At 46.4% G+C, this 8,917-nt stretch carries 10 protein-coding genes and 1 pseudogene; 7 read left to right on the forward strand and 4 right to left on the reverse strand.

Annotated features, from left to right (window positions below; all coding sequences use genetic code 11):
• Positions 1-526: 526 nt before the first annotated feature.
• The gene (locus BEN30_RS14540; protein WP_069959062.1) at positions 527-1,135 is read right to left on the reverse strand and encodes a recombinase family protein; all 609 of its coding nucleotides are present in this window, start codon (positions 1,133-1,135) and stop codon (positions 527-529) included.
• An 88-nt stretch (positions 1,136-1,223) separates the two neighbouring features.
• Between BEN30_RS14540 and BEN30_RS14545 the strand changes: the two genes are divergently transcribed.
• Positions 1,224-1,454, forward strand: coding sequence for a hypothetical protein (locus BEN30_RS14545; protein ID WP_139135051.1), 231 nt, complete (start codon positions 1,224-1,226; stop codon positions 1,452-1,454).
• A 107-nt stretch (positions 1,455-1,561) separates the two neighbouring features.
• On the opposite strand, the gene BEN30_RS14550 is transcribed toward BEN30_RS14545, so the two are convergent.
• Both BEN30_RS14550 and BEN30_RS19245 read right to left on the reverse strand, forming a co-directional pair.
• Positions 1,562-2,005, reverse strand: coding sequence for a hypothetical protein (locus BEN30_RS14550; RefSeq protein ID WP_069959064.1), 444 nt, complete (start codon positions 2,003-2,005; stop codon positions 1,562-1,564).
• Between the two features lie 133 nt (positions 2,006-2,138).
• Positions 2,139-2,426: a DUF6626 family protein gene (locus BEN30_RS19245; protein WP_069959065.1), complete on the reverse strand. Its 288-nt coding sequence runs from the start codon at positions 2,424-2,426 to the stop codon at positions 2,139-2,141.
• Between the two features lie 42 nt (positions 2,427-2,468).
• Here BEN30_RS19245 and BEN30_RS14560 point away from each other — a divergent pair, with 42 nt between their 5' ends.
• From BEN30_RS14560 to BEN30_RS14580, 5 genes are all read left to right on the forward strand, one after another.
• The gene (locus BEN30_RS14560) at positions 2,469-3,281 is read left to right on the forward strand and encodes a recombinase family protein (protein ID WP_281201844.1); all 813 of its coding nucleotides are present in this window, start codon (positions 2,469-2,471) and stop codon (positions 3,279-3,281) included.
• Positions 3,282-3,447: 166 nt separating this feature from the next.
• Positions 3,448-4,029: a hypothetical protein gene (locus tag BEN30_RS14565; RefSeq protein WP_069959067.1), complete on the forward strand. Its 582-nt coding sequence runs from the start codon at positions 3,448-3,450 to the stop codon at positions 4,027-4,029.
• A gap of 134 nt (positions 4,030-4,163) precedes the next feature.
• On the forward strand, positions 4,164-4,589 hold the full coding sequence (locus BEN30_RS14570) for a thermonuclease family protein (RefSeq protein ID WP_069959068.1): 426 nt from the start codon (positions 4,164-4,166) through the stop codon (positions 4,587-4,589).
• A 17-nt stretch (positions 4,590-4,606) separates the two neighbouring features.
• Positions 4,607-5,416: a tetratricopeptide repeat protein gene (locus BEN30_RS14575; protein WP_069959071.1), complete on the forward strand. Its 810-nt coding sequence runs from the start codon at positions 4,607-4,609 to the stop codon at positions 5,414-5,416.
• A gap of 57 nt (positions 5,417-5,473) precedes the next feature.
• Positions 5,474-6,184 carry a hypothetical protein gene (locus BEN30_RS14580; protein WP_139135052.1) on the forward strand — a complete coding sequence of 237 codons (711 nt, stop codon included), beginning with the start codon at positions 5,474-5,476 and terminating at the stop codon, positions 6,182-6,184.
• 309 nt (positions 6,185-6,493) lie between these two features.
• On the opposite strand, the gene BEN30_RS14585 is transcribed toward BEN30_RS14580, so the two are convergent.
• A complete protein-coding gene (locus tag BEN30_RS14585) occupies positions 6,494-7,936 on the reverse strand; it encodes a hypothetical protein (protein ID WP_069959070.1) in 1,443 nt (480 codons plus the stop codon).
• Positions 7,937-8,623: 687 nt separating this feature from the next.
• On the opposite strand from BEN30_RS14585, the pseudogene BEN30_RS14590 reads away from it, so the two are divergent.
• Positions 8,624-8,917 (forward strand): annotated as a pseudogene (locus tag BEN30_RS14590) (IS110 family transposase); the annotation flags it as partial.

Raw genomic sequence — 8,917 nt, forward strand, 5'->3', positions numbered from 1 at the left:
AAATGGTGCTGCTGTACCAACTTGGTTTTTTTCCACAAAACTCTGAGAACTCAGTTTGCGTTTCAACAACCCCAAGTTTGAATAATTCATCAAAAATTTCTGTCAATTTTATCATTGGTATTCCTCCTCGTTACTGCTGATGCAGTATTATTTATGCGAGGAGGGTTATGGCGTGTCCGCCACCGACATAGTGTCAGCTTCACCAGCACTTCGGTGTAGATGTGTTGTCGTCGTCGTGATGCCTTGATGAATTCATCGCACGAGGGGTCGGCGGGGGGTGTTGTCGCTTCGCTCAATCACGCACCCTCCGTCCCCTAGATCAAAAAACATATGGTATTCAGGGATTCTACCTATTACTATTAGAATCCCTGAATAGGGGTTGTTTTTGGTTGAGACGCCTTCGGCGTCGATCACCCCCCTTGGATTTAGTTTGCTCCGAGGTGTCGTGCAGCGAAGCGGAACGACACCGATGGTGCGGGCGGACGCCAACGGCGTTCTGCCCTCCCTATTTTCACTAATAGTTCGACTATGAGTGTTTCACGGAGATCATATCCCGCTTGACCCGTTGTACCACGGAGACACCACACCCGACGTGCTTTGCCGTTTTGTGGATACCATTCCCCTGCTGTAGGAAATCACGAATGGCATCGAGTTTCGTCTTATTGGTGGATGGGCGACCATGGTGGTAGGTGGGGTCTTTCATCTTTCGTTGCACACCAGCACGAACTCGATCTTGGATCATGGCTCGCTCGTACTCACTGAATACGCCCAATAGCTGGAACATCATTCTTCCCGATGGGGTTGAGGTGTCGAGTCCTTGCTTGTGCAGGTACAGCCCAATATCACGTTCATGGATTTCTGAAAGGAATCCGATTAAGTCTTTGAGTGATCTGCCGATGCGACAGACGCTCCAGGCGGCGATCAGATCGAACTCACGACGGGTGATCCCTTTGAGCAATTCGTTGAAGCCAGGGCGTTGATCTCTGCCTTTGGCACCACTGATACCGTCGTCGCGGTACACATGTACGATTTCCCAATCCATACGTTGGGCGACTGCGTTGAGATCGGCGAGTTGATTATCGACGGTTTGACCATCGGTGGATACTCGAACGTATATGGCAACTCGTTTGGTCATTTCATCACCTGAAAAAAAATAATGAAATTTGAGATGGTCGGTTCTTACAATGGGTCATCACCAAACCCTAATAAGAAGGAGCAAACGAATGAAAGTAGTTATTTCCCCACATCGGTTTAACGATGTATGCGAATGGCTATATAGGCACTGCGATGATGACAGAGAGTGGATGTTCGACAGCAATGAAGCCGATGCTTTAGTTGACGAGAATGCTCTAGCACCACGTACTTGGTATATTGATGACCCGGTGGTCGCACAGGCGTTCGCAAATGAATTCGAACATCCGTATGGGTACATTGATTTTCCAATTCCCAAATGACCCATACCGCTTACATCCCTTTTCCGTATCAGGGAAATCACCACTCTTGAACCTTTGTTTTATGCGGGGTTCAAGAGGGTGATTTCCAATGAGTAATCCGTATAGGGTTATTTTGGGTTTCGACGAGAACGTTGTTTGGCTGCGTTGACCGCTTTGACCAATTGCTCGTCGTTCTTCTTCGCCGCATCGAGGAGCAACACCAGTGTCTTTTCGACGGCGTTGAGGTCGGGACCAGCGACGATGGTTGGTTTGTCCTCGATAGCGATGATCTGTGACCCATAACGCATCGTGATGTTGAAGCTGGTCTTGCCATTTTCATCAACAGACGACCACCACCAAGGACGAACTTTGATTTCCTTCTCGACCTTCTGTGATTGCCCATCCACTTTTGCATAGCGTTGTTTTTTGATCAGCAGCGGTTTACCGCTCTGCTCAGCTTTTACGGCTTGAGTTTGCAACTCAATTGTTTCGATAAAGATGTCCATGGGCGAGCGTTGACGACGCTCAATTGCGGTTGCGGGTTTTTGATCTGAAAATTTAAATTTAAGCATGTGCGTTTTCTCCTTGTTTAAAGAATTGTCGCACAAGATGAAAAACCGTCAATAGTTTGGGATTAATAAATGATGGCAAAATCACAAACTGATCAATGACCACCAACATAACTCCAGCACTTCAAGATGTTCATCATCGTGAATTCAAGATGTGATCAATTTTAGTCTTATAAAGCAATACCTCGGTCTTCGTCCCCTCCGTGATGTCGGTGCCGACCAGCCATTCGAGTCGTTCCGATAATACGGTCATAGCATCCGTTGACGGGAGATGCCCGCTGTACTGGATCGTGTTCAAATAGCTTCGCGACCTGCCGAGATAATTTCGAGAGAAATCAGCACGGTTGGAAATCAATCTGTTCAATCTTAGAAATTCAAAAACCTGTTCGTGTAGGGGTAAATCGATGACTTCATAAATTCTCATTTTGCACCTCCATGGTCGCGTTGCGTTGAAGGTACGTGGACAATCAATCACCTCGCACACAGCCTTTACGATTTAATAAAATTCCTTGATAAGATTCGTGAGCAGGACATTCACCTCTATCTCCATCAACAAAATATGGATACGTCGTCCGCTGCCGCGGCAGCATTTATCGCGGCAAGTGAGGTGTTCTTCAAATTCCAGAAACAATTAATTCAAACGAGAGTTAAGGCTGGTTTGAATAAGGCGAAGTCACAGGGAAAACGTCTTGGTCGTCCCCCTGTACCCCCATCCCAAATTCAAATAGCGAGAGCAGAACTCATCAGAGGGACTGGTGTTCGTGCAACAGCGAGAAAAACCACCATTAGCCCAGCATCGGTACAACGGTTAAAAAACAAGTTGGTAAAGTCTGGGATGCTGGCAGCGGTTGTCGTTGGTTTGTTTCTGAGTGTGCCAGCCCCTGTTCAAGCAGGATACCTCGAAAAGCATTTTGACCACGACGATATGACCATTCAAGATTGGGCGGAACGCCGAGATCATGCCGCCAAGACCCTCGATGATGTGAACGCCTGTTATGCCGAAGAAATGCGGCTTCAAAAAGCCCACCGCTATGGTGCCGATTACCTTCGTTCTCTTGAAGAGGATGGGGGCGGGTACATCCCAACCCCTGTTGTGAACCGTGAAAGCCGCCGTATGCAGGAACTCGTCTATCTCGCACTCGATAAGGTGCGGATGATCAAATGGAATATTCGTGGTCATACTGATCCTGTTGGGGATTGCAAAAAAGCAACTCAGGATTCGATTGATCGAATATTGCAGATTCGAAATCGCTATCCTCCACTCTCAGACCACGAGTGATTAACACAAATAGGTTAGGTGTTTGCTCTATTCGACATCCTCACGACATCCTCCACTGGAAAATAATCAGACGGTGAGATGCATCTGAGATGATTGCACGAAATTTAAATTACTTTAAGGTGGTCTCGTTTATTGACTTTGATTTAGTCAAAGAATTTCTTTTCTCATGTGGGTGACCAAAAAATGTGGGGGCGAAATGGGAAAACGACATGCATTATTGATCGGCTTGATGTTATTGACGATTCCATTTTCAGCTACCGCAAGTCCATGCGGACCATATGTTGACAGGATGTACCAGCAGGCGAAGCAACATTACGACAAAATCAGGCAGATGTTACGGGTAAAGACTACTTCGACATCTTTAAAAGACTACCTGATTGAGCGTGAAAAACTGGTTCTAAACCACTTACATCAACACATTGAGGGTGCTGGAGAATGGGCAAGCAAAAATCCCTACCTCATGTACTATGTCTTCAACGATAAAAAATATGTAATTGATGGATGCCCCGTTTTAAAAAAAGGTATTCCCGATAGTGTATATATAAGAATGGCACTCTACCCAAAAGATAAATCTGCGGGAGATTTTCTCTTTGCTTTGAAAATGTGCTTTTCGCTCATCAAAGACAAAAACATGAAGGAACTTCCAGACGTTTGCACAAATACAAAAAAGCTATTTAGTGATTACTCAATGACATGCGTTAAAGAGGGGGGTGCCGAGTGCGAGACCTACGAACAAGCCAAGAGGTAGATATTTAGGTGATCATCTTCCCCCACAGGGATATGAGTTTCTAGCGTACAATTGCCGATCCATTCAACCGCACCAACATAATCCGCCCCAATAATAGAGGTCGCATTATTGCCCGCATTCTGTACACTCAAAAAATGAATTATATAATTTTACTCGCCCTCATCCTAATCACCATCCCCGCACAAGCGAAGGAAATTCTTGTCGGTCCGATCCCCGCAGAATTAGTGAGTGTACGGGATGGTGATACCATTGATGTGAAAGCACGTATTTGGCTTGGTCAAACCATCAACGTCGCAGTCAGGATCAACGGTATCGATACGCCTGAGCTAAAAGGGAAGTGTGAAGCTGAAATTCGTTTAGCCCACGAAGCCAAGGTCGCACTTGGGAGTTTGTTGAATGGCGGGACTATCCAACTCACAGATATTCAGCATGGGAAATATGCGGAACGGGTGCTGGCTACAGTGACGGTTGATAAACTCAACGTCGCAGATCGACTTATGGAATTGAAACTTGCCCGTCCATACACGGGCGGTAAGCGTGGTTCATGGTGTGATAAATGATTAAAGGGGATACCAAGATGAAACACCTGCTCGTTCTCCCTCTCCTGCTCCTATCGTTGGTGGTTGGAAATTCTGCGTCTGCGGCTGATTTCCAAAAAGGCGAGGAGGCATACAAAAGGGGAGACTATGCGACTGTCTTGCGAGAGTGGAAACCTCTTGCCGAACAGGGGCGGGCAGATGTTCAGAATAATCTGGGTGTGATGTTCGATAAAGGACAAGGCGTCTCTCAGGACTACAAAGCTGCCGTGAAGTGGTACACCCTTGCAGCGGAACAGGGGTATGGAATGGCTCAGTATAATCTGGGTATGATATACTATAATGGACAAGGTGTGACGCAGGACTACAAAGCTGCCATCAAGTGGTACACGCTTGCTGCTGAACAGGGGGTTGCACCTGCTCAGATCAATCTGGGTGTGATGTACTATAATGGACAAGGTGTGACGCAGGACTACAAAGCTGCCGTGAAGTGGTTCACCCTTGCCGCCGAACAGGGAAATGCATCTGCTCAGTATAATCTGGGTTTGAGGTACTATAATGGACAAGGTGTGACGCAGGACTACAAAGCTGCCTTGAAGTGGTACACCCTTGCCGCCGAACAGGGGGTTATACCTGCTCAGAATAATCTGGGTTTGATGCTCTACAATGGAAATGGAACATTACAAGATTACTCACATGCTCATATGTGGTTGAACATTGCCTCATCACAAGGTTATGAGAATGCGAGAAAAAATAGAGATATTGTTGAGACAAAAATGACCGCCATTCAGCTTGAAACCGCCCAACGACTTGCCCGTGAGTGCGTGGCTATGAAGTACAAGGGGTGCTAATCCCAATTATTCAACCTTGCATAAATGATTGAGGGTGAAACCCCAAGGAGACCTGTCATGACCAAAGGAAAAACCATCAAAGCAAAAAAGAAGAAAGCAAAAAAGAAAATTGTTGGTGATGTCGTCTACACACCTGTCCCGCTCGCCAAGTTTTTGATCGAGTACCTCAACCCGACTGGACGGGTTCTCGATCCATGCCGTGGAAACGGAGCTTTCTATGACAACTTCCCCGCCGGGTGCGAAAAGCTGTACTGTGAAATTACCGAGGGGAAAGATTTTTTCGATTTCCATGAACCGGTTGATTGGATAATCACAAACCCACCGTACTCTACCCCCGTGTTGCGGGCTTTCCTTACCCATTCATTCAGGATTTCCAACAACGTCGCATTTTTAATTAACGAAACAGCCCTCGGGTTACGTTTAACGGTCAAACTAATTTTGGAAAGTGGTTTTGGTGAGCGTGGTCGCTTGCGTGTCCACCGCCCCAAACTACCCGGCTGGACGAATGGATCATCCCTGTCATTGATTTGGTGGGAACGCGGATATAATGACAAAATTCCTTTGCCTCAATATGAAGAAGTCTGGTTGTGGGAAGTAGGGGTTAAGTTCAAGTCAGAACACTACGATATTATTGATGTACACGCCACATCACCACGAGCCGCCATTATCGCGGCAATTAATCGCCTTGCTCCTGATGACATTGAGGAACTTGACGAGATTACATTCGATACAAAAAAATTCCCCGTAACGATTGATGATTGTAATTAGTTCGTCCAAAAATAGGCTCAAAGCGGTCAACGCAGCCAAACAACGTTCTCGTCGAAACCCAAAATAACCCTATACGGTTTACCCGGCGGAAATCACCCTCTCGGACCCCGCATAAAACAAAGGTTCGAGAGCGGTGATTTCCCTGATACGCAAAAGGGATGTAATCGGTATATGCGGATATCAATATGGCTAATGAATACGATGATTATGTAGTTCATGGGGTGCCTGAAGGAGACACATCCTTTCCCGACGTAACTTGAGTATGACCGCTGTGAACAACCGACGTGTCATTGATTGCCGCCTTCTTACTCAGGCGAAAGCGGATGGTCTTGATTGTGTGCTTTCACGAGCTTTGAAGGCATGGTTATAAGTCTTGCGTAATTCGTCTTCACTGGTGCCACCCCATGCGGCAATAACAGCCATTGAGTTAGTGCCGTGTAGAATTTCGTGGGTGAACGTGGCGTGGCGAACACTTGTGAGATTTCGCTTGTCGCCATGACGATCAAACAAATAGCCGCATTGCTCCAACATCGTTTTAAAAACACGATAGAAACTCTTCACTTGTGAACCATCTTCTTGCATCCAAAGTGGTGTGGCGGGTGTTAGAACAATCCCATATGCTTCTTTGTAGATCACAGGTAAAGCTTTAATGATGGCGTTTGCGTTATCTATTTGATCTTGAGCGGGACCAATTTCGCGTTGATGTATTTTTGAATCTTGGCGTTTTACACTACCGATTGCTAGGTGATAAACCGCCCGTCCGTTTTCCTGTACCTGATACACTTCATTACCGACTAATGAGTAGCACTCTGCAACACGCAAACCATACGCTCTCATTAATTGAGCGAACATGAAGCACAGGTGACGGCGGTAATAGAACATACGTCCGCGTGGCGTATTGGATTTGGTTGTTTCGATGTATTTGGCGGCTTTGGCGGAGAAGTCTTCCCATTCCTGACTAGTGAAGTGTGCGGTTTTTTTCACCGGGGTGGTATTGACTCGATCAATGTTAGCCTTCCAGATAATCTTACCATTACACCACCGACGCGGTGGTAGGGATGCCCATTCGAATACCGCGTTGATATACGACTTCTCTTTTACTTTTGTTTGTTGTGCGGGGGGACGACGTTCGGAATCAGTTATGGTGCGGAGTATGACTTTTTTGTTGCGTTCAACCTCTATGGCGTCAATGTCCATACCGGGACCGTCAACCCAATAATCATCTCGCCATAATTGCCACTCTATCATATCGTGAGTGTCAATTTCATCGATCTTTCTGTTGAACAAGGGGTAGTCAATGACATATCGCTTCAGCACACCTTTATATCTGGTGAGTTTGTGTTGACCAATTAAACCTTTTTCAACATCTTCTTCCATTTTGAGAATGAATTTATCAGCGGCGACGGTGAGCGTTGGTGTCTTTTTTGACGAAAGGTATTTTTTCTTTTTGGAAATATCATCCTTGGCACGGCTCAAGATGCGTTGAGCCAATTCCATTATTTCGTCAGGCGGTGTGCAAGGGTCGTTAATTGGGTATTTTTTTTTAAGACGGTGATAGTGGGCTGGTGAATACCTAAACTCAGCCGCCATAGAGCGGTTGGGACGCCCCTTCTGTCCAGCTACATTTAGACGATAGTGGAACGAAGCAACACCCTTGTCATTTGGCTCCTGATACACCTCAATTTCCTTAGATGGGTTTGTCCAAGGTGTACCCGCGAAACGTGGCATAATAACCTCATTTGATAAACTCATGGTGGGCAAAATCCCCCCAAATCCCCCCAAACATAATCCGAGTGTGGTTTCATTACAACCCTTGGATTATAAGGGTTTGTAGCGATTTTATTCGAATATTTGACATTTTCTACAATGGTGATAAGTAATCAATTAACATATTGAAAAATATAAGTAAATCAACACTTTTTAGGAGGATTCAAAATCCGCGTGTCGGTGGTTCAAATCCGCCCCCGGGCACCATTCTTTACAAGGCCTTAGCTGGAAACGGCTAGGGCCTTGTTTGCTTCTAGCAACCAATTAGCAACCAACTTGCACGATTTCGCGGTCTTTTTGCCCCTTTTTATCCGTTCGGAAATTAAGCCGTGCGTATTCCCTTGTCCGCGCACAGGTATTGGAGCAATGGATTGAGGAAAACGGTCATGGCCCTGATCCAACGGCTCCAGGTGATCATGAAATATTCGAAGGCTATGTGATTATGCGGCTCCAAAAACTTGGACACTATGATCTATACGAGCCGCCCGAAGATTTGCCCGACAACGTGGCTACTCGTCGCTCACATACGACGCGTCAGTAGACTTCTCGCAAGGGGCTGATATCATATGAAAACTTTCGAATCAGATGGGGTGGTTGCCGCCCTCCCCAGACGGCATCACAATGTGCCAATATAGTGGTGTTTACAGCCACAGAGCGGAAAGGACGGCAACCATGACGAAGGATATGATGATTGGAGTGGATCTGGCAAAGAATGTTTTCCAGCTACATGCTGCGACGATGACGGGAGAGGTGCTGTTCCGGAAAAAGCTGTCGCGGCATGGATTTTACAAATTCATGGCCAATTACCCTCCTGCGGTGGTCGTCATGGAAGCCTGTGGCAGCGCGCATTATTGGGCCCGCGAGATGATCCGGCTTGGTCATGAAGTGAAACTGATCGCACCGCAATATGTGAAGCCGTTCGTAAAGCGCCAAAAGAACGACGCGGCAGACGCCGAAGCTATAGTG

It is taken from the genome of Magnetovibrio blakemorei, assembly GCF_001746755.1.
Classification (GTDB): domain Bacteria; phylum Pseudomonadota; class Alphaproteobacteria; order Rhodospirillales; family Magnetovibrionaceae; genus Magnetovibrio; species Magnetovibrio blakemorei.